Origin of the sequence: Lysinibacillus sp. fls2-241-R2A-57 (assembly GCF_030209535.1) — a bacterium.
Classification (GTDB): Bacteria; Bacillota; Bacilli; order Bacillales_A; family Planococcaceae; genus Lysinibacillus.
On the sequence record NZ_JARVRU010000016.1, the window covers coordinates 62920 to 82599 of the forward strand.

Consider the following 19680-nt stretch of genomic DNA (forward strand, 5'->3'; position numbering starts at 1 on the left):
CAACAAAAACATAAAAAAAACGCCCAGGATTCCTCCCAGACGTTTTACAATCAGTATCAAAAACTTTCTTTTTTTTGAATAGATGTTCCCTACGCTGGTACGAGCCAAATCAGGTTCAAAGGGTCAGCGTCTATCGGACACAATCTCAGCTGGCAACTACCAGCCCCCCTACATTCTTTCCATATGAACTTTTCGTGATTATTATACCCATATCTATCTGTAAATGACAAGGGTCTCTTTCATGTTAAAGCATTATATTGTCATATCATTTCAAAAAGCAATGTCAAACATAGCCCTTATTCCAAAATAAACTTTATAGTTAAGTGTATACATTTATGATCACTCATTCGTTGTATAAGAGTAAGGAGGATCAGCAATGAAAAAAGAAAATGAACTAACCTCCTATCTAATCCATTTAGGAGAGGAAGTGTTCAATCTATTACTAGCGAAAGGAGCCAAAAAAGAAGATGCAGAAGATATTATTCAAACCACCTATTACAAAATATACATGCTATTAGATAGCCTAACAGAAAACAATATACGTCCTTGGTTTTTTAGGGTATCGCTCAATCAATATATTGACTTAAAAAGGAAAAAGGAGCAGAAAAACATTTACATCACCGAGGAAATATACTCTAAGCTCCAACACACCGATTATAATTTTGAGACGTTGCTAAATAAGGATGAGATTTTCTATTTGTTAAAAGACATTAAAAAAGAATATAAAGAAATATTCTTTTTAAAGTATTACTATGATTTGTCATATGAAGAAATTGCTATTTTGTTGGATATTCAAGTAGATAGCGTCAAGCAAAAATTATATCGTGCACGTAAATGTATTCACTCAAAAATAGGAGGTAAACTTTGATGGAAACTTCGTTAAATAACGCTTTAAAAAAGGCTAAACGAAAACAGTTACTAAAAATTATCATCACTTCAATTGTTGTCATATTAATTCTCTTACCTGTTTTTTATAAAACTGGTTCCTTTTTTGCAGCGAAAAGTTCTCAAAGACTTAAAGAACAGCTTTTTTTACATAATGACATTGCAGAACCTAATATTCAAATCGACTCTCAAGTCACGGTGAGTAATTCATCAATGTTTGGTGGAAATATCATTACAAACCGTTCTAAGAATATTAATGGTTATATGGTTCCATGGAGCACACTTACTAGTTCATTCGGTTGGTTCCGAGGCAATGTTGATAATAACGAGTTAGTACCAGGATTTTATTGGTCTGATTCAGAGTACTATGAATACGATAAACAGACAAAGACTAAATCTGCGACATTTTATCATCCATCTATTCAAAAATACTTTGACGATGTACCAAACGAACTAAGCGAAATTTCGCAAATGGAGAATCACGTTGCAGAAGTTGCCGTTTCTTTCAATAAACCTTATACATTAAATGAAATACAAGAAAAAATTCCTAGCAATTTAAACATCGTATGGTTGTATATGGCATCACCAATTGTTGATGAAAGTACAGGACCTGCTGGTTTAGAGGTTTATGGCTTTGATCCGGCAGATTCACCGAAAAAATCCTACGATGGCTTTATTGATTCACTTAAAACATATGATGCTAATGAAAATAACGAAACAATTCAGGAGTTTTTAAATTCAAATAAAAATAAACGGTTTGATGAAGTGAAAATTTTAGGGGTAATGCTCACTGGCAAAGCAAATAATTTTAAAGCCTTAGAGAATCAAGATTTTATCCGTGGTGCCTCAGTAGGAGCCACTGCACAAATCGTTCCTTATATTAAACCTGAAAAATAACGTGATTAGAAATCAAAACCTTAAAAAGCGCGAGAAATCAATTTTAAAATGTTGATTTCTCGCGCTTCTCTAATGTGAAATTTTTAAATTTTGCTTTAATTTAAATCAGCCTCTTTTTTATAAATGAGAAAAGTAATTAAATAGTATCCGCTTATTTATATTCCTCCAGATTTTAGGTCAACGCAAAAAGATAGCACCTTTTTTCAGGGTTTGACTGGTGAGTTTTTTACCTTTATCAGCGAGTGTCGAAGGTTTATCAGCGATTGTTGGAGGTTTATCAGCGATTGTTGGAAGTTTATCAGCGATTTCGCTACTTTATCAGCGAGTGTTGGAGGTTTATCAGCGATTTCGCCACTTTATCAGCGATTGTTGGAGGTTTATCAGCGATTTCGCCACTTTATCAGCGATTGCCCTATTTTATTCAGCGATTCACCAAAAATTAGACATTGATTTCTCACGCTTTTCTGATATGAAATTTATTAATTTTGTTTTAAAAATATACTAATGCCAAGTCTCTTTAACTAGAAGAATATCAATCATGATGATTCTATCTTACGAAGCAAAATATCTCATCGACTCATTCCCAACCTTTAACATCTTTTCTACGTAAATTGAAAGCACAAATGCAATTATTCAGTAATGATACATAAAAAAAACCCAGCTCTCAAAAAGAGCATGGGCTAGAAAATTACTTTTATTTTTCTTCTTTTTTGGATGTTAATACGTGTGAAATGGCACCGTCTGTCGCGATATCTACTTTAAAGGAACCGTTTGAATGGCGGTCTGCTCGAGTCAATGCTTGTACATCGAGGATTTCTTGCACACCTTTTTCGGTTTCGATGATTAGCTGTTCCTCATCAGTAGCCTTTACTACAGCCACGATACGATGTGGGTTCGCTTTTAACTCTGTTAACACTTTTAAGCCGCGTTTCGCACGACTTGTCATTTCTACCTCAGCTACATTCATTTTCTTCACAGCACCACGTTGTGTCACAATCACAACGTATTCAGTGTCATTTGGCTGTAATACATTGACACCGACTAACGCTTCTCCCTCTTTCAGCGTAATCCCTTTGACGCCACCTGTTTTTACGCCTGTTACTGGTAATTCCTCAATTGGGAAACGGATTGAATAGGCTGTATCAGTCGTTAATAATAATTCCACCTCGTCTGACACGAAATCTACAAAAATCATTTCATCGCCTGTTTTAACATTCATCGTTTTAATTGGCTTTGAATAACGGGTTACCGCATAATCTGCTAAAGGTGAACGTTTAATTTGTCCATCTTTCGTTGCCGTTAAGACATACGTATTGGCCTGTTCAAATGTCTCAAATCCGTACACAGCAATAATAGATTCATCTTCTCCAGTCGGCACAATACTTGAAATATGCTGACCAAGATCCTTCCAACGAATATCTGGTAGCTCATGGACAGGCTGATAAATATAATAGCCTCGATTTGTGAACAGCAGTAGATGATGCTGTGTATTTAAATTTGCCTCATACAATAAATAATCGGAATCCTTCATCGCAAAATCCTGACCGTTCGAGGCGGCATGTGAACGTGTAGATGTACGCTTAATATAGCCATCCTTTGTGACAGTCACTACGACCTCTTCACTTGGGACAAGAACATCTAAAGTAATTTTAATTTCTTCAATTTCTTGTTCAATTTTTGAACGACGTGGTTCTGCAAAACGCTTTTTAATATCAAGTAATTCTTGTTTAATAACGCGTATAAGCTTAGCTTCACTATTAAGAATACCTTCAAGCTTGGCAATAAGTTTATTTAATTCATCCTGTTCATTGCGAAGCTCCGTTATATCTGTATTTGTTAAACGGTATAATTGCAAGCTCACGATTGCCTCTGATTGTACTTCTGTAAAGTCGAACTTCACCTGTAAATTCGTTTTCGCGTCTCGTTTATCATTTGAGGAACGAATCGTTGCAATGACTTCATCTAAAATGGACAGTGCCTTAATCAAGCCTTCAACGATATGCGAACGATCTTTAGCCTTTTGCAAATCATAAATAGAGCGGTTCGTCACGACTTCCTTTTGATGGGCAATATAAGAATCCAGTAACAATGGCAATGTCATCATTGTCGGTCGACGATTATGAATTGCGATCATATTAAAATTATAGGCTACTTGTAAATCAGTTGTTTTGAACAAGTATTGTAAAATCCCTTGTCCTGGAACATCTTTTTTCAGCTCAATAACAACACGTAGGCCTGTACGATCTGATTCATCGCGAATTTCTGCAATTCCTTCAAGTCGTTTATCCACGCGCTGCTCATCGATTTTCTTCACAAGATTTGCTTTATTGACATCATACGGTAATTCCGTAATAACGATTTGCTCTTTGCCACCTTTAATTGGCTCCACGACTGCCTGAGCGCGCACAATAATTTTACCGCGGCCAGTTTCATATGCCTTTTTAATGCCATCGACACCTTGAATGATACCACCAGTTGGGAAATCAGGTCCTTTAATCACCGTCATTAATTCATCAACCGAGGTATTTGGGTTATCTAAACGCATTAGAACACCGTCTAGCACCTCATCTAATGCATGTGGAGGGATGTCTGTCGCATAACCGGCTGAAATCCCCGTTGAGCCGTTAACTAGTAAATTCGGGAAACGAGCTGGTAAAACAGTTGGCTCCATATCCTGATCATCAAAGTTTGGCACAAATTCAACGGTCTTCTTGCCAATATCACGTAGCATCTCCGCTGCAATAGCAGAAAGTCTTGCCTCTGTATAACGCATCGCTGCCGGTGGGTCACCATCAACAGAGCCGTTATTACCATGCATTTCAATGAGCATATGACGCGCCTTCCAATCCTGACTCATACGCACCATTGCTTCATATACGGAGCTGTCACCGTGTGGATGATAGTTACCAATAACATTACCGACTGTTTTTGCTGATTTACGGAATGGTTTATCGTTCGTATTACCCTCTGTAAACATTGCATATAAAATACGACGTTGCACAGGCTTAAGACCGTCACGTGCATCAGGCAACGCGCGGTCTTGAATAATATATTTACTATAGCGACCAAAGCGGTCACCCATTACTTCTTCTAAAGGTAAATCTTGAAACTTTTCTGTACTACTCATGCTTGGTCCTCCTCTTGTTGGATGAATTCATTATCTAAAATATTTGAATCATCCTCCATACCGAAGTCTACATTCGCTTCGATCCATTTACGACGCGGCTCTACTTTATCGCCCATTAATGTTGTGACACGTCTTTCAGCGCGTGCACCATCCTCAATCGTTACACGAATTAATGTACGCGTTTCTGGGTTCATCGTCGTATCCCACAGCTGGTCAGCATTCATCTCACCAAGACCTTTATAGCGCTGTAATATGTAACCCTTTCCAACTTTTTTAATGGCCGCTTGTAAATCATTTTCGGTCCAAGCATATTCAATGACTTCTTTTTTACCTGTGCCTCTAGATATTTTATAAAGTGGTGGTAATGCGATAAATACCTTTCCTGCTTCAATTAATGGTCGCATATAACGATAGAAGAACGTTAGTAGCAACACTTGAATATGCGCTCCGTCAGTATCCGCATCGGTCATAATAACGACTTTATCATAGGAAGAATCCTCGACAGAGAAATCTGTTCCAACGCCTGCACCAATGGCATGAATGATCGTTGAAATCTCTTCATTTTTCATAATGTCCTGAAGCTTTGCCTTTTCCGTATTAATAACTTTACCACGCAATGGTAAAATCGCTTGGAACGTACGATCTCGCCCTTGTTTAGCAGAGCCTCCTGCAGAATCACCTTCGACTAAATACAGCTCGTTTTTCGCAGCATTTCGAGATTGTGCTGGTGTTAGTTTTCCAGAAAGAATCGTACTGCCTTTTTTGCTTTTCTTGCCGTTTCGTGCATCTTCACGAGCTTTACGAGCTGCTTCACGCACTTGCTGCGCACGAATAGCTTTACGCACAAGAGATGCAGACAATTCAGCATTTTCCTCCAGCACATATAAAATTTGCTCCGAAACAACACTATCTACCGCCGAACGAGCCTCACTCGTCCCGAGCTTACCCTTCGTTTGGCCTTCGAATTGTAGTAAATGCTCTGGAATACGAACAGAAACAATCGCCGCTAAACCTTCTCGAATGTCTGTTCCTTCCAAATTTTTATCTTTATCTTTTAACAGACCAATTTTTCGTGCATATTCATTGAAAACACGTGTTAACGCTGCTTTGGCGCCTGTTTCATGTGTCCCACCATCGCGCGTACGTACATTGTTAACGAATGAAAGAATTGTTTCTGAATAGCCGTCGTTGTACTGGAAGGCGAATTCTACTTCAATTTCGTCTTGAATCCCTTCCACATACTTTACAGGATGAAGTACATCTTTTTCTTCATTCAAATACGCAACGAAAGCTTCAATGCCGTTCTCGTAAAAGAAAACATCACCTTTGCCTTCCTCGCGTTCATCGATTAACTCAATTTTTAAGCCTTTTAATAAAAATGCTGACTCACGTAAACGTTCTGCAAGCGTATCATAATTGTATTTTGTTACAGAGAAAATCGTGTCATCTGGTAGAAAATGGACAAGTGTTCCTGTTTGTTTCGTTTTTCCAATTTGTTCAAGCGTTGTAACTGGATGACCACCGTTTTCAAAACGTTGTCGATACTTATTGCCGTCGCGGTGAATCGTTACTTCTAAAAAAGTTGATAAAGCATTTACAACTGAAGAACCTACACCATGTAAGCCACCGCTCGTTTTATAGCCGCCTTGTCCGAATTTACCACCAGCATGTAAGACCGTAAAGATAATTTCAGGAGTTGGTTTACCCATCTTATGCATCCCTGTAGGCATTCCACGGCCGAAGTCTCGAACGCTGATACTTTGATCTTTATGAATAGTGACAATGATATGAGAACCAAAGCCAGCCAGTGCTTCATCCACCGCATTATCTACGATTTCATAAACTAGGTGATGAAGTCCACGGCCATCTGTAGAACCGATATACATGCCGGGTCGTTTCCGTACCGCTTCTAATCCTTCTAATACTTGAATGGCGTCATCATTATAGACGCTTGGTGACTGTTTATTCGCCAAAAAATTCCCCTCCAAAAAACAAACGCATGTTCTATTTATGTTCTCTTCCTAATAATAATAGCATTTCCTGTCAATAGCTAGTGACAGGCCCAAAAAAATTTTAAAATTTCCTCACAGCTTGGTCGTTTTGATCTGTTTACCAGAAGGAAAAAGAGTTGTCCTTTCCCTTAACGCATGGCACTATGCTTTAGTTGCATAAATACAACGACATATAGCTACCTTCTAGTCATTACTCTTATTCAAAATGATAACAGAAGCATTTGAATATCCACTGAAAAATATACAAGTACATAAATATAAGAATGGGTTTCTTCTGTCTAAAGAAGATTTATACTACTAGCTTATTCTAGAAATTAAAGATAGACTTCTATTCTACCAAATGAATGGATGATTGACAAAATTGCCTTTTTACCTATATTTTTAGAAAGGACTTCGGGCTGACTTGTCGAATCGTGTCAAAAAGCCTAACCTCCACTCAATATGCATATAAAAACCCTTAAAAATTATTATCTTTTGTATTGAATTCAAGATACACTAGGAAATCTCCTTCATGACATTGTAGATTAACGAGAAAAAGTGTAAAATACTTGTTACATATTATTAGTACCAAGTGATAATTAAATGAAAGGAGTCCAGCTATGTTAAATGGACTTATTATTTTATGTGCTTATCTAATCGGCTCTATACCTTCAGGATTATGGATAGGCAAAATTTTTTATAAAACAGATATTCGTGAACATGGTAGCGGGAATTTAGGGGCGACGAATACATTTCGTATTTTAGGGAAAAAAGCAGGAATAGTTGTTACAGTTATGGATGTTTTAAAAGGTACAGCAGCAGTATTACTCGTTGCACTGCCAGTATTTTCGGATGTATCAATTCACGCATTAATCCTTGGACTTGTAGCGGTTGTTGGTCATATGTTCCCTATCTTTGCGAGTTTCCGCGGTGGAAAAGCTGTGGCAACATCAGCAGGAGTCCTCTTAGGATATACATGGCCCCTATTTGTCTTACTATTTATTACTTTTTTCGTTACATTAAAACTAACGAAAATTGTCAGCTTAACTTCTATGATTGCCGCTTTAGTAGCACTAATTTATTCAATCGTTTATTATTTTGTTACAGGTGATATTGCGTTAGGTTTTTTAGTAGCATGTTTATTTAGCTTTATCATTTATCGTCACCGAGCGAATATTGGCCGCATTAAAAATGGGACCGAACCAAAGGTGAAATGGCTGTAACAAAGAGAGGAGCATACTATTGAATATTTTACTAACAGATGAAGCCCTGCAATGGTTTAAACGAGAGATGGAAGTAGAAACAGGAGATACGATTCGTTTTTATGCAAGATATGGTGGTTCCAGTCCTTTTCACGAAGGCTTTTCTCTTGGTATGACACGTGAAGAACCAATCGAAATCGGTGTAAAGACCGTAATAGATGGTATCACCTACTACATCGACGAAAAAGATTTATGGTTTTTCAATGATCACAATTTACATGTAGATATTGATGCTACAATAGACGAATTAAAATATGATTATCGTAAATAAAGCAGTGTTTCCTTCGTTTACTCGGGGGAGATACTGCTTTTCTTTTTAATCCAAAGATTTATATGAATTCAATTCCATACTTGGTTTATCTCTTCTGAAAGTTGTGCATTCTAGAGGTAGTGAACACAAACTTGAGGAGGAAAGAAAAATGTCAATTTCTAAAGCAACGAATACCTCCCAATCAACTTCAAACAATGACCTACTGTCTAGCTCACTTTCTCAAAATATGAAGGTGATTAAAAATACACTGGGGAATAGTAATGACATTATTATACGAGAAATTACGCTTGGTACAGCTGAAAAAAATACACAAACAAGTGAAATTATGATTGGTAAAGCTGAACAACATGCAATGGTCATTATCAATATTGATGGTTTATCCGATAAAACAATCATTTCTGATTCTGTGATTGATAAGCTGATGCAAGAAGTTGAAGAAGCTCAAGACACAGACGTAGAGACCATAAAAGAGTATGTAAAAGAATCTTGTTTAACAGTCGGCGATGTCAATGAAATTTTGAATTTCACAACACTGTACGATTCTATTTTGAATGGAGATACCGTCATCTTATTAGATGGTGTTACAACTGGCATAGCCACTAGTACAAAAAGTGCAAAAGATAGAGCTATTACCGAACCATCAACAGAATCCGTTATTAGAGGTCCACGCGAGTCCTTTACAGAAACTTTACGTACTAACACGGCTCTTATCCGTCGAAAAATTAAAAGTCCAAATCTCTGGATAAAGTCCCGTGTTATCGGAGAGGTCACTAAAACGGATGTTGCTGTTATGTATTTAAACGGCATTGCCAATGACAAAATCGTGGCCGAGGTTCTTTCTCGATTAGATCGCATTAATATAGACGGAATTTTGGAAGGTGGCTATATCGAAGATTTTATTCAAGATTCTAAATTCTCTATATTCCCAACTGTCTATAATACTGAACGACCCGATGTCATTGCGGGAGAATTATTAGATGGTAAAGTTGCTATTTTAGTGGACGGTACACCATTTGTCTTAGCTGTACCTGCTCTTTTTACAACCTTTTTACAATCTGCTGAAGATTACTATCAAAATTGGTTCATTAGTTCTTTAGTGCGCATATTAAGATTTTTTGGTGTTGGCCTTGCGTTAATGGCACCTTCTCTCTATGTGGCCATCACAACTTTCCATCAAGAAATGCTACCAACACCGATGCTCATCAGTATTGCGTCTCAACGAGAAGGAGTCCCCTTCCCCGCAGTTGTCGAAGCACTCATGATGGAGATTGCCTTTGAGATATTACGAGAAGCGGGTCTTCGAATGCCAAGAACTATTGGACCAGCAGTATCTATTGTAGGAACTTTAGTCATCGGTCAAGCCGCTGTAGAAGCAGGGATTGTATCAGCTGTAATGGTCATTATTGTAGCACTAACAGCTATTTGTAGTTTCTTGTTCCCCGCTTACGGCTTATCTAATACCATTCGTCTTTTACGTTTCCCATTAATGATATTAGCAGCGATGTTAGGCTTATTCGGAGTGATGTTTGGTATGATGATCATCATTATTCACTTATGTAGCATACGAACTTTTGGTGTTCCTTATTTAAGTCCATTTGGGCCATTAATCTTAAAGGATCAAAAAGATGCCTTAGTCTTGTTTCCTCGCAGAGCTCTATTGACTCGACCGCGTTTAATTAGTCAAAAAAACAATGTAAGAGGGCATAAATATTTTAGTGTTAAAAAAAGGAATTAAAGAATGTGTAAGCGAGGAATAGACCATGTCAAAATTTAAAACTATATGCTTACTTTTGATTGTTTCTTTATTTTTAAGTGGTTGCTGGAGTAAACGAGAACTCAATGAATTAGCAATTGTCTCGGCACTAGGAATAGATAAAGTAGATGATGAATTCGATGTAACTGTTCAAATAGTGGTTCCTGGTGAAATTTCATCTAAAGCTCCTACTAGTGGGCGATCACCTGTTATTACCCATCATGCAAAGGGCAAAACTATCTTCGAAGCTATCCGAAAAATGACAACATTATCGACAAGGAAGATTTATTTTGCCCATACACAAGTAGTTATTTTGGGGGATGAATTGGCGAAAGAAGGAATTGGCGAGGCATTAGATTTAATTTCTAGAGATCATGAATTCAGAAATGATTTCGATGTTATCATCGCTCACGAGGCAACTGCAAAAGACGTCTTAAATGTATTAACACCCGTTGAAAAAGTACCTGCTAATAAAATTATTAATTCACTTAGGACATCTCAAAAAGCTTGGGGTTCTACGATTTCCATTAATATTGATGAATTAGTAAGTACTTTAAGTAGTAACGAAAAAAGTCCACTCATCCCTGCCATTGAAATACAAGGGGATGCAGCATTAGGAATGAGTAAAGCCAATATTAATAAAGTAGAAACGCCAGTGATATTAAAGTATGCCGGATTAGCAGTATTCAAAGGAGATAAATACGTTGGGCTTTTAACAGATAAAGAAAGTCAAAGTGTAAGTTTTTTAAGTGACAAAATACAAAGTACAATTGAAATTATTGCTTGTCCTAAGGGAGGTACAATAGCAACAGAAATTACGAAATCAAAAACAAAAATAAAGGGTAAGTTTGAAAAAGATGCGCCCAAAATTAATGTTCATATAGAAGTTGAGCAAAATGTTGGAGAAGTAGAATGTAAAATCAACCTTACTTCCCATAAAAATATTGATTACGTAAATAAAAAAACGGAAGAACTTATTAAAAAACGAATCGAAAAAACAATCACTACAATTCAGCAAACTTATCGAGCCGATATTTTTGGATTTGGTGAAGAACTACACCGGGCAGATCCTGAAAAATGGAAAAAAATTAAAAATGACTGGCCAACCATATTCCAAGATCTACCGGTTAATGTTGAAGTACATGTCAGAACAAAAGGACTAGGAACAATGCAAAATTCATTTTTGAATAAGAAAAAGAAGGAATAAGATATGGTTGTAACAATATTCATAATCATTATTTCAATTGTTCTTGCCTATGCTTTTATTCCTAAACTTCAAAAAAATAACGAAACGAAAACAATTGTTATTTTTTCGATTTTTTTATTGATCGGTACTGCATTAAATATCGGGATTGCTTTAAATCTTAAAATTCCAAGCCCGATAGACTTGATTACCTTTATCTTTACTTCAATTAAAGAGTTCATCGTTTCACTGTCAAAATAAATGAAGTAACTTTAAAAAGAAAGGGTAGTGCATGATGAAAAAACAAATCATTAGTTCAAGACAATTTACTATCATTACCCTTCTTTTTACAGTTGGTACAGCCATTTTAATTATCCCTTCAAGTGTAACAAATGTAGCAAAGCAAGATGCCTGGATAGCAACAAGTATCGGTGTCGGTTTAAGTTTTCTCTTAGTGAAGCTATACGTTACTTTAGGAAATCTGAATCCCACACTTACATTTACAGAGGCGAATGAAAAAATACTAGGTCGTTTTTTCGGAAAACTGACCGCAATTGGTTTTACCATTCTTACCTTTTTTGGTGCAGGTCAATTATTATATTTTATTGGTAATTTCATGTCAACGGAAGTGATGCCAGAGACGCCTCCTATGGCTTTTTCATTGCTGTTTGGCATTATCATCATTTTTGCTGCATTCCAAGGGATCGAAGTCTTTGCACGTTCAACAGAAATACTTTTTCCAATATTTATGTTGGTTTTTATAATTTTTGTAGGTTTTATATCACCATTAATCCATTTTGAAAATTTACAGCCCATATTGGAAACTTCAAAAAAATCATTATTTATAGGTGTTATTCGATTTATGAGTATTTGTTCATTCCCTCTTGCCGCGCTATTAATACTTTACCCATCTGCTGTCAACGTTCATAAGTCCGCACACAAAGGATTTTATATTGGGACAGCTATTGGAGGCATTGTTTTAATTATCATCGTCTCACTTTGTCTCCTTGTCATAGGTCCATCAAATACTGCTAATCGGACATTTCCTAGCTATGCATTAGCGCAAAGAATTTCAATTGGGCATTTTTTGCAACGTGTTGAAATTATTATGGCAGCCATGTGGATCATATCTATTTATATTAAAACGTTTATGTATTTTTATGCCACCGTAATCGGCATAGCACAAATATGTAAAATCAAAGATCATCGTCCGCTCATTGTGCCACTCGGAATGATTAGTATTGGCTTTTCGCAAATTATTCATCCTGATATCGTTCATTCCAATACTTATAATAACGAAATTTGGCCTTTGTTTTGTGGTACCTTTGCAATTTTGTTACCGATAGTTTTACTAATCGCTGCAAAAATTCGCAATATTAATGGTAATCAAGGGAATACAAACTGTAATTGTAATACACAGAATGCAAGTAATAGCAATAACGGAAATGCTGCTAATAATGCAAGTGATAACAACTGCCAAAATACTGCAATGAATGGAAGTAATTGCAATTGCGGTAATGCTTCTAATAATGCAAGTGATAACAACAGCCTAAATGCTACACAGAACGAAACTAATAGCAATAGTGGAAGTGCTACTAATAATCCAAACGATAGCAACGGTCAAAACGCTGTACAGAGTGGAAGTAATTGCAATAGCGGAAATACTGCTAATAATGCAAGTAATAACAATAGCCAAAATGCTGCAATGAATGGAAGTAATTGCAATAGCGGTAATGCTTCTAATAATGCAAGCAATAACTATAGCCAAAATGCTGCAATGAATGGAAGTAATAGCAATAGCGGTAATGCTTCTAATAATGCAAGTGATAACAATAGCCAAAATGCTGCTACTAATACAAACAATAACAACAGCCAAAATGCTGCTACTAATGCAAACAATAACAACAGCCAAAATACTGCTACTAATTCAAGCAATAACAACAGCCAAAACGCTGCTACTAATACAAACAATAGCAACAGCCAAAATGCTACTACAAATACAAGCAATAAAAACAGTCAAAATGCTACTGATAATGCTAGCAATAGCAACAGCCAAAACGCTACTACTAATACAAACAATAGCAACAGCCAAAATGCTACTACAAATACAAGCAATAACAACAGTCAAAACGCTGCAAATAATGCAAGCGATAAAAACAGTCAAAATGCTGCAATGAATGGAAGTAATTGCAATAGCGGAAATACTGCTAATAATGCAAGTAATAACCTTAGCCAAAATTCTGCTACTAATACTAGCAATAACAACAGCCAAAATGCTGCTACTAATACTAGCAATAACAACAGCCAAAATGCTGCTACTAATACAAACAATAACAACAGCCAAAATGCTGCTACTAACTCTAGCAATAACAACAGCCAAAATGCTGCTACTAATACTAGCAATAACAACAGCCAAAATGCTGCTACTAATACAAACAATAACAACAGCCAAAATTCTGCTACTAATACAAACAATAACAACAGCCAAAATGCTGCTACTAACTCTAGCAATAACAACAATCAAAATGCTGCTACTAATACAAACAATAACAACAGCCAAAATTCTGCTACTAATGCGAGCGATAAAAACAGTCAAAATGCGGCTACTAATACTAGCAATAATAACAATCAAAATGCTGCTACTAATGCGAGCGATAAAAACAGTCAAAATGCTGCTACTAATACAAACAATAACAACAGCCAAAATGCTACTACTAATACAAACAATAACAACAGTCAAAATGCTGCTACTAATGCGAGCGATAAAAACAGTCAAAATGCTGCTACTAATACTAGCAATAATAACAATCAAAATGCTACTACTAATGCGAGCGATAAAAACAGTCAAAATGCGGCTACTAATACTAGCAATAACAACAGCCAAAATGCGGCTACTAATACTAGCAATAACAACAGCCAAAATGCGGCTACTAATACTAGCAATAACAACAATCAAAATGCTGCTACTAATGCGAGTGATAAAAACAGTCAAAATGCTGCTACTAATACTAGCAATAACAACAGTCAAAATACTGCTACTAATGCGAGCGATAAAAACAGCCAAAATGCTGCAAAGAACGAAAGTAATACAAAAAATCAAAATGTATCTATCAATGAACATCCGCCAAAAAATTAGCAACATATTCGGATAAAAAAATGATGACCACGAAATAATCAAGGTCATCATTTTACTTTACAATCGAGAGTTTATAAAAACCATGCGCTTATATATGATATTCAATTTCATCAACGAAATCCCATTCATATGGTGTTTCTTGGTAAACATAGTAGTTCAACCAGTTTGAGAATAATAAATGTGTATGGGCACGCCATGTATTATTCGGTTCTTTTGATGGATCATCATTTGGGAAGTAATTCACTGGAACTGCAATATCCAATCCTTTTGCAACATCACGACTATATTCATCTGCTAATGTTGTCGCATCATATTCAAGGTGGCCTGTAATCATAATGTTTTTATTATCCTTCGATTGCACAATAAAGACACCCGCATCTTCTGAATACGATAATAAACGTAGATCAGGATGGTTGCGGACTTCCTCAATGGAAACTGATGTATAACGTGAATGTGGAGCCGTAAATAAATCACTGAAGCCACGTACTAAATCCACTGTTAAATCCGTAATGACATGGGAATAAACACCTGAACATTTAGCAGGAAGCTCAATTTTGCCAATACCGTAATGATGGTATAACGCTGCTTGTGCACCCCAACATATATGAAGGATCGATGTTACGTTCTTTTTGGACCAATCCATGATTTCTGATATTTCCTGCCAGTAGTTCACATCTTCAAATGCCATTTTTTCTACTGGTGCTCCCGTAATAATCATGCCATCATAGCGGCGATGGCGAATTTGATGAAAGGTCGTGTAAAATAACTGTAAATGTGATTTACTAACATTTTTTGATTCATGCGTAGCAGTATTTAAAAATGTAATATTGACTTGTAATGGTGTGTTACCTAATAAACGTAGTAATTGTAGCTCTGTTTTTTCTTTTTCTGGCATTAAATTTAAAATTAATATATTTAACGGACGAATTTGTTGGGTTTTCGCTCTATCCTCTTCCATTACGAAGATTTTTTCCTCACGTAAATGTTCTCCAGCTGGTAAGTTTTTCGGAATATTAATTGGCATCTTGCATTCCCCTCTCTTTTATTTCTCTCTTTCTAACATCAATTAGTGCCTTAGTATCCATGCACAAAGCTCATAAAATCTTTTATCGAATTAAATTAAAAAATCCCCCTCATTCCATTTGAGATAGAATGAGAAGGATTTTTTACCACGTTCACTCTTATCTCTCAAAGGATCAAACCTTCGCTGGAATTAGCACCTTTCTAACTTTTTTTGTTAGAGGTTGCTGAAGCGTCATCGGGCCAAATCCCTCAGCTTCTCTTGATAAGATTATTTAATTAAAATGAATTGTAACATGAACAATTAGGAATTTCAATAATACATAGAATATTTTGTTATTAACATGCATGTTCTACTATGAATTGATGAACACTATTCTTGATGCAAACCATGTTTACACGATGAAATATTATGAGATTCCTAATAGCTTTAATTTTGGAGTAATACATTTACTATTGGGATTTAGATCGCATTTATGTAGAAATGGAAAATCAAAGTTATTGCGTTTGCATGTGGAACATTGATGAATATGAAATTCGATGGACGTTATTTATTGATATTCCAGATGAGGACGGTGGAACTCATAGTGAACCAATTAATGAAGGTATAACTGACTTTGATTCTTCTGAAGATGAACGCGAGATGAAATTTAATCTATCCGAATGGGAAGAAGAAATGAAGGAAAGCAATTTGTTTCATTGGTACTGAATTTTCTAAAGGATGAAATTAATGAATGTGATGGTGCAAGTGAAGACAGTGGAGTACACGTTGATTTAAGAAATTGTAACTATTATGTTTTAGGTCGTAAATGGACAGAAGTAATTGAAGAATTCCTAAAAAAATGGCTATGGATTCTACTTTACAGGTGCAGACGGACATTGGACTAATATCTATAAATATAAAAGTTTAGTACCACAAATTTAAGTGAAAGTCGTCATAGCAACTATAAACCGCGTTGACTGAAGATGAGATCAATGAGCTATTGAAATAAAACAATCTACATGTTCCTTTGAGAATGATGAGACGGTTACTTATTTATTTGATAAGTTTAAAGATGACTTTATAGGCTTATCTAATATGATCGAGGAAGTTGAAAATAAATTATCAATTTACACTGTAAAGTTTACGGATTTGATATTTTTAAAAAATTTATTTAGATAATATCTATCTTAATTCCTCCAATAATATGTTTACTAGTGTAATTTTCTTATTCTCATTTATACATTATCTATGTATCTATTTAGTAGATTTTCAGCTTCAAAAAAATTAAGACTTACTTTACGTGTTCTTTCAGATGAAATTTCATTTTCCAACACCCCTAAATGTGTTAGATTGGCTATTTCATTTTTAAAAACTGGTAAATGGAATGTAAAGTCATTAATCTCTAGTAACATTAAAAAACCACCAAACATTGTGTGATAACCTTTAATTTCAATTTCGCTTTCTGATAATAATTTTTTAATTACGGACACCTTTAAATCGTATAATTTGGACTGTCTAGTTTTAGCAGCCTGTACAAATGAATGGTTTTTCAAATGATAATTATCCTTCTTAGTATCACGACTTACTTTAGCTGATTTATTGATTAAATAAAGTGACTCAGCAATATTTTGTAATGTAATAGGGTGTTCCGTAACTTTACGCTTTTTTATCTCTACACAGTTGTCAATGTGATATAAAACATAATTGCCCCATTTGGAGTTTACATATAACTTTGCTGTAGCGTCATATTGCGATTCATCAAACGGTTTTAAACCTAATTCATTTTTCAATTTAGTTTTAGTGTAGTAACCTTCCTCGATATTCTTCCACGAATGAAAATGCGGTACTTCCATTAAAATCTCCTCCTTTTCAGCTTCCCTTTATTCGGTATTTAAAAGTAATATAATCTACATTATTTTACCCAAATTTATTTACATCCTTTTTTCCACATGCTATACTCAGTATACAAATCTTATACATATAAATTTACCCTTCCTTCTAAATAGTTAATTTTAACTCTACCACCCTTGCATTTTATTTGCAAGGTTATTTGTCGTTGTTCTATTAATTGTTTTATTTGCGATAACTGCTATATGATTGATGTCTCTTTCTTTTGGTACGATAAAACGCTAACATTTGATTAATTTGTTGATCTGTAAAAGTATCAATCTTCACATCTACTTTTTGAGTTTTTATCTTCTTCGCAATGTTTTCATCGACATATCCCTCTTCAACGCAATTATTTAAAAAAGCTTTAGGTCGTAAAATAATTGTGTTGATTGTATTTGGTTTCTTATTGTGTTGCTGTGCTATTATTAAATAATTCTTGAAATGGTTACGTGTCACATCCTCAACATTAACTGCTCCTTCTTTAAGGCAATAGTCAACGAAGGGTTTGATCAAGTATTTATAACTATTGATATTTGAATCAGTTGTGTTATTAAATCGTCTATCCGCTATAAAATCATCAAACGCAAACTTTAAAAGCATAAAAAAATACACTCCTTTTCATCTAAATTAATAGACAGTAAGAAGTGTACTATTGATAACAAATAAACTGTATTTTACTCCACATCTTATCAAGTGCCTTGAACCCTTGGTATTACTGACTTTTCAAAAATTCTTTTAAGGCTTCTCTTGATAAGATTATTTAATTAAAAAGAATTGTAACATGAACAATTAGGAATCTCAATAATACATAGAATATTTTGTTATTAACATGCATGTTCTACTATGAATTGATGAACACTACTCTTGACGCAAACCATATTTACACGATGAAATATTATGGTAAACAAGCCGTAATTATGTTACCATATACCTTTAGTAATAGAGAGGAACGTGAATAGTTTGATTAAAATTGAATTTCCAAAACCAGATTTAGTAATTCGCCAACGCGAACAAGATTTAAAGCCAGGTGATGTACCAATCACACCATACCATGGTTTTATTGATTTCCATAAAATCACACGTGAAAATGGCGGCATTTTCTTATTCTACAATGAACAGAATGAACTATTATTTGTCGGTAAAGCACGTAAAATTCGTCAACGTATTAAAAAGCACTTCGAGGACAATGTGTCACCGATGAAAAATCATCGTAATGAAATTTTCAAAATTGAAGTGTATGAAGTGGAAGATCCAATGGAACGTGAAATTTACGAAACATACGCGATCAACTCATTCCGCGCTAAATACAATGTTGATAAAGTTTTTTATTAATAAGACAGCCAAAAGTAAGAATCTGCTCTCCTTTACGTAGAGCAGATTCTTTTTTACTGCTTTTAATCTAAGAAAAAGGCTTTACGTTCTTTTGTAATCCATTCCTCAAGCTCCTTATCATCACGCTTTAATAGTCGATTGACAAGGACGTCATGCCATATATAATCCTCTAATAAATAAATCTGAACAGGGTCAGTTGTAATAAAAGCCGTTTCTTGATTGGATGGTGAGTGACCATAAATCATTTCCTGACCATCTACGGATAAAATAAACCAATGGGGCGTGGAAGCTTTCCTCGTATATTGTGTAATACGATGTTGGTCAATGGATGCAACATTTTCATCCACATACAATGTAATGCCATGAACCGGAGTATGCTGGTTGACCTCATGTATATCTTCTCGTAATTCTTCGTACATATCTTCCCACATCGATAATAGTACTTTTTTCTCCGCTTTTTTTAATAACGACTGACAGTAATTGACGATTGCCTGTTTCCCTTTAAGCATTAGCACTTTATGTTCTGTTTCCTGCTCTTTTGTTTCTAATTTTTCTAATTGTGTACTAATCGACGTAAAGTTCGATTGCCAACTTTGCTGAATTTGTTGTAAAAACACAGCTACAGGAATGGAAGAGTAAGTCGTTTGATCTGTAGTTTCTTCTTTCAGTACTAGCCCTTTTTCAACAAGTAAATCAAGTATGTCATATATTCTTGCCCGTGGAATACCGGAGTTTTTGCTTACTTGATAGGCACTTACATGACTATTTTGTACGAGTGCTGTATAGGCCTTAGCTTCATATTCTGTAAATCCCAGTTCTTTTAACTGGGCGATTAATTCATCCATCCAATCCCTCCATAACCAAATTTTAGTCCAACCATCATAACGTGTGGTTGATGGGCCAAATTTTGAAAGAAAAATGCTTATTTTTAGGTGTACAAATAGTCCCTG

18 protein-coding genes and 2 riboswitches are annotated in these 19680 nt (G+C 35.4%); of the genes, 12 read left to right on the forward strand and 6 right to left on the reverse strand.

Annotated elements, in window-relative coordinates:
• Positions 1 to 69 precede the first annotated feature (69 nt).
• Positions 70 to 180: riboswitch (TPP riboswitch) on the reverse strand.
• A gap of 196 nt (positions 181 to 376) precedes the next feature.
• The 3 genes from QRN68_RS03250 to QRN68_RS03260 all read left to right on the forward strand — a co-directional run bounded on the left by QRN68_RS03250 (position 377) and on the right by QRN68_RS03260 (position 2287).
• The gene (locus QRN68_RS03250; RefSeq protein ID WP_285395247.1) at positions 377 to 868 is read left to right on the forward strand and encodes an RNA polymerase sigma factor; all 492 of its coding nucleotides are present in this window, start codon (positions 377 to 379) and stop codon (positions 866 to 868) included.
• Positions 868 to 1782, forward strand: coding sequence for a sigma factor regulator N-terminal domain-containing protein (locus QRN68_RS03255; protein ID WP_285395248.1), 915 nt, complete (start codon positions 868 to 870; stop codon positions 1780 to 1782). Before QRN68_RS03250 ends, QRN68_RS03255 begins: the two co-directional genes overlap by 1 nt.
• A gap of 217 nt (positions 1783 to 1999) precedes the next feature.
• Positions 2000 to 2287 (forward strand): hypothetical protein, encoded by a 288-nt coding sequence (locus tag QRN68_RS03260; RefSeq protein ID WP_285395249.1) that lies wholly within the window; start codon positions 2000 to 2002, stop codon positions 2285 to 2287.
• A gap of 189 nt (positions 2288 to 2476) precedes the next feature.
• Here QRN68_RS03260 and parC read toward each other — a convergent pair whose 3' ends face one another.
• Both parC and parE read right to left on the reverse strand, forming a co-directional pair.
• Positions 2477 to 4909, reverse strand: a complete 2433-nt coding sequence (parC, locus tag QRN68_RS03265; protein ID WP_285395250.1) for a DNA topoisomerase IV subunit A — start codon at positions 4907 to 4909, stop codon at positions 2477 to 2479.
• Positions 4906 to 6882 carry a DNA topoisomerase IV subunit B gene (gene parE / locus QRN68_RS03270; protein WP_285395251.1) on the reverse strand — a complete coding sequence of 659 codons (1977 nt, stop codon included), beginning with the start codon at positions 6880 to 6882 and terminating at the stop codon, positions 4906 to 4908. The genes parC and parE overlap by 4 nt, the downstream gene beginning before the upstream one ends.
• A gap of 638 nt (positions 6883 to 7520) precedes the next feature.
• Here parE and plsY point away from each other — a divergent pair.
• The 6 genes from plsY to QRN68_RS03300 all read left to right on the forward strand — a co-directional run bounded on the left by plsY (position 7521) and on the right by QRN68_RS03300 (position 14505).
• A complete protein-coding gene (gene plsY, locus QRN68_RS03275) occupies positions 7521 to 8123 on the forward strand; it encodes a glycerol-3-phosphate 1-O-acyltransferase PlsY (RefSeq protein ID WP_285395252.1) in 603 nt (200 codons plus the stop codon).
• A gap of 19 nt (positions 8124 to 8142) precedes the next feature.
• Positions 8143 to 8433: a HesB/YadR/YfhF family protein gene (locus QRN68_RS03280; protein ID WP_285395253.1), complete on the forward strand. Its 291-nt coding sequence runs from the start codon at positions 8143 to 8145 to the stop codon at positions 8431 to 8433.
• 148 nt (positions 8434 to 8581) lie between these two features.
• Entirely contained in the window at positions 8582 to 10168 is a 1587-nt protein-coding gene (locus QRN68_RS03285; protein ID WP_285395254.1) for a spore germination protein, read from the forward strand.
• 25 nt (positions 10169 to 10193) lie between these two features.
• Entirely contained in the window at positions 10194 to 11393 is a 1200-nt protein-coding gene (locus tag QRN68_RS03290; RefSeq protein ID WP_285395255.1) for a Ger(x)C family spore germination protein, read from the forward strand.
• A gap of 3 nt (positions 11394 to 11396) precedes the next feature.
• Positions 11397 to 11630: a hypothetical protein gene (locus tag QRN68_RS03295; RefSeq protein ID WP_285395256.1), complete on the forward strand. Its 234-nt coding sequence runs from the start codon at positions 11397 to 11399 to the stop codon at positions 11628 to 11630.
• 34 nt (positions 11631 to 11664) lie between these two features.
• A complete protein-coding gene (locus QRN68_RS03300; RefSeq protein WP_285395257.1) occupies positions 11665 to 14505 on the forward strand; it encodes a GerAB/ArcD/ProY family transporter in 2841 nt (946 codons plus the stop codon).
• A gap of 88 nt (positions 14506 to 14593) precedes the next feature.
• On the opposite strand, the gene metA is transcribed toward QRN68_RS03300, so the two are convergent.
• Positions 14594 to 15529: a homoserine O-acetyltransferase MetA gene (gene metA, locus QRN68_RS03305; protein WP_285395258.1), complete on the reverse strand. Its 936-nt coding sequence runs from the start codon at positions 15527 to 15529 to the stop codon at positions 14594 to 14596.
• Between the two features lie 154 nt (positions 15530 to 15683).
• Positions 15684 to 15797, reverse strand: a riboswitch (SAM riboswitch).
• Between the two features lie 239 nt (positions 15798 to 16036).
• Here metA and QRN68_RS03310 point away from each other — a divergent pair.
• Both QRN68_RS03310 and QRN68_RS03315 read left to right on the forward strand, forming a co-directional pair.
• The gene (locus QRN68_RS03310; protein WP_285395259.1) at positions 16037 to 16234 is read left to right on the forward strand and encodes a hypothetical protein; all 198 of its coding nucleotides are present in this window, start codon (positions 16037 to 16039) and stop codon (positions 16232 to 16234) included.
• Positions 16225 to 16413: a hypothetical protein gene (locus tag QRN68_RS03315; RefSeq protein ID WP_285395260.1), complete on the forward strand. Its 189-nt coding sequence runs from the start codon at positions 16225 to 16227 to the stop codon at positions 16411 to 16413. Before QRN68_RS03310 ends, QRN68_RS03315 begins: the two co-directional genes overlap by 10 nt.
• 330 nt (positions 16414 to 16743) lie before the next feature.
• Here the strand turns inward: QRN68_RS03315 and QRN68_RS03320 are convergent, their stop codons facing one another.
• Both QRN68_RS03320 and QRN68_RS03325 read right to left on the reverse strand, forming a co-directional pair.
• On the reverse strand, positions 16744 to 17361 hold the full coding sequence (locus QRN68_RS03320; protein WP_285395261.1) for a YkyB family protein: 618 nt from the start codon (positions 17359 to 17361) through the stop codon (positions 16744 to 16746).
• A 220-nt stretch (positions 17362 to 17581) separates the two neighbouring features.
• Entirely contained in the window at positions 17582 to 17998 is a 417-nt protein-coding gene (locus QRN68_RS03325; RefSeq protein WP_285395262.1) for a phage integrase SAM-like domain-containing protein, read from the reverse strand.
• 360 nt (positions 17999 to 18358) lie between these two features.
• On the opposite strand from QRN68_RS03325, the gene QRN68_RS03330 reads away from it, so the two are divergent.
• A complete protein-coding gene (locus QRN68_RS03330) occupies positions 18359 to 18730 on the forward strand; it encodes a nucleotide excision repair endonuclease (RefSeq protein ID WP_285395263.1) in 372 nt (123 codons plus the stop codon).
• Positions 18731 to 18792: 62 nt separating this feature from the next.
• Here the strand turns inward: QRN68_RS03330 and QRN68_RS03335 are convergent, their stop codons facing one another.
• On the reverse strand, positions 18793 to 19575 hold the full coding sequence (locus QRN68_RS03335) for a TrmB family transcriptional regulator (RefSeq protein ID WP_285395264.1): 783 nt from the start codon (positions 19573 to 19575) through the stop codon (positions 18793 to 18795).
• Between the last annotated feature and the right edge of the window lie 105 nt (positions 19576 to 19680).

Excerpts from the sequence above, each read along its gene's own strand:
- parC (WP_285395250.1), bottom strand. The coding sequence starts at position 4,909 with ATGAGTAGTACAGAAAAGTTTCAAGATTTACCTTTAGAAGAAGTAATG.
- QRN68_RS03335 (WP_285395264.1), bottom strand. The coding sequence starts at position 19,575 with ATGGATGAATTAATCGCCCAGTTAAAAGAACTGGGATTTACAGAATAT.
- QRN68_RS03300 (WP_285395257.1), top strand. The coding sequence starts at position 11,665 with ATGAAAAAACAAATCATTAGTTCAAGACAATTTACTATCATTACCCTT.
- QRN68_RS03295 (WP_285395256.1), top strand. The coding sequence starts at position 11,397 with ATGGTTGTAACAATATTCATAATCATTATTTCAATTGTTCTTGCCTAT.
- QRN68_RS03250 (WP_285395247.1), top strand. The coding sequence starts at position 377 with ATGAAAAAAGAAAATGAACTAACCTCCTATCTAATCCATTTAGGAGAG.
- QRN68_RS03290 (WP_285395255.1), top strand. The coding sequence starts at position 10,194 with ATGTCAAAATTTAAAACTATATGCTTACTTTTGATTGTTTCTTTATTT.
- QRN68_RS03310 (WP_285395259.1), top strand. The coding sequence starts at position 16,037 with ATGTGGAACATTGATGAATATGAAATTCGATGGACGTTATTTATTGAT.
- QRN68_RS03255 (WP_285395248.1), top strand. The coding sequence starts at position 868 with ATGGAAACTTCGTTAAATAACGCTTTAAAAAAGGCTAAACGAAAACAG.
- QRN68_RS03285 (WP_285395254.1), top strand. The coding sequence starts at position 8,582 with ATGTCAATTTCTAAAGCAACGAATACCTCCCAATCAACTTCAAACAAT.
- plsY (WP_285395252.1), top strand. The coding sequence starts at position 7,521 with ATGTTAAATGGACTTATTATTTTATGTGCTTATCTAATCGGCTCTATA.
- QRN68_RS03320 (WP_285395261.1), bottom strand. The coding sequence starts at position 17,361 with ATGGAAGTACCGCATTTTCATTCGTGGAAGAATATCGAGGAAGGTTAC.
- metA (WP_285395258.1), bottom strand. The coding sequence starts at position 15,529 with ATGCCAATTAATATTCCGAAAAACTTACCAGCTGGAGAACATTTACGT.
- QRN68_RS03325 (WP_285395262.1), bottom strand. The coding sequence starts at position 17,998 with ATGCTTTTAAAGTTTGCGTTTGATGATTTTATAGCGGATAGACGATTT.